The sequence below is a fragment of the Allochromatium warmingii genome, from assembly GCF_900107145.1.
GTDB classification, from domain to species: domain Bacteria; phylum Pseudomonadota; class Gammaproteobacteria; order Chromatiales; family Chromatiaceae; genus Thermochromatium; species Thermochromatium warmingii.
Window position 1 is genome coordinate 1 of the sequence record NZ_FNOW01000091.1, and the last position, 1,152, is coordinate 1,152.

Genomic DNA, 1,152 nt, shown 5'->3' on the forward strand with positions numbered 1-1,152 from the left:
TAGTTTTGTTCGGTCTTTAGAAGATCTTAGAGACATTATTGCAAAATCATGGCGAAATCTTAGCTATAAATTAAGTTTTGCTCAATCTTGGATTGAGCAATTTATTCCCTGGATTCTTATAGAGACTTAAGCAATTAACTATAATTCATTTAATTGATTTTAATTGATTTAATTGGTTTCACGGCCAACAAGCGTTACAGTAACCAGTAACCGTCAAGCTTATCGCGTGGCCTACCTTGCTGATGGGCCTAACGCCTTCGGCTGGAGCACCGTGTTAGGCCGACAGTTGATTCTATAGTCACGCCGTGCGGAAAAGCACTTGTTCCAAAGCCATGGGAATACTTAAAGGGTAAAAGCGATCCTTTGCGTAAGCATAATCCTCACCGCTTTCGTCGATGACCCGAAAATATCCATGAGATTCCGCGCTTTCGTCGGTCAAAATTTCATAGATTTTTCCGATTTCCAGAGACGCCGGATATCCGTCGTTATTGATGCAGACCGCAAAAGTTGAACTTTCTGTGTGGGGAGTATTCATGATGCTAGTCAAGAAGCGGTAATTTGAGTTTGAATTCTTTCTTGCCGATGCCGTGAGCCTCGTACCAATGGATCTCAGCTGTATGAACAGTGCCGTCTAACAAACGGACGGCTGCAAAACCTTTCGATTTTCTCCATTTGCCGCGCCCGTATTGTCTGTTCAGCCTCGTCAAATCTCGGATTCCCGTTCCGGTCGCAATTAGCTGAATTTCTCTTATGTCAAGTCCCGCGAGATTATAGACACGCTTTTTGAAGCGTTCAGGGCATTGTTGTTGCCAGTCCTTGAGTGCTTGAATCGGCGCGATGTGTCCGAGCGCCTTCTGCGGGATCTGATGATTGTATAACCGCACGTAGCCGTTGAGGGTGTCGGCTAGGTTCTGGGAGGAATCAAAGCGGGTGGTAGCGAGCACCTCGGCAATGCGCCCATTGAAGCGTTCGACCATGCCGTTGGTCTGCGGATGACGCGGGGCAGTGAGGCGGTGTTCGATGCTGTGATCGGCACAGCCTTGGTCGAAGAGATGGTGTCCGGTTGGTTCACGTTCGCCGGTGGCGCAGAAGCGATCGGTGAATTCCTTGCCGTTGTCGGTGAGGATCTTCTCAATCGTGAACGGGGCTTTT

At 48.0% G+C, this 1,152-nt stretch carries 1 protein-coding gene and 1 pseudogene; both read right to left on the reverse strand.

Going from position 1 to position 1,152, the window contains the following annotated elements:
* Positions 1 to 298: 298 nt before the first annotated feature.
* Entirely contained in the window at positions 299 to 535 is a 237-nt protein-coding gene (locus tag BLW10_RS13595) for a hypothetical protein (RefSeq protein ID WP_091335598.1), read from the reverse strand.
* Between the two features lie 217 nt (positions 536 to 752).
* A pseudogene (locus BLW10_RS13600) lies at positions 753 to 1,152 on the reverse strand (integrase core domain-containing protein); the annotation flags it as partial.

Coding starts and splice junctions, on each gene's coding strand:
- BLW10_RS13595 (WP_091335598.1), bottom strand. CDS start 535: ATGAATACTCCCCACACAGAAAGTTCAACTTTTGCGGTCTGCATCAAT.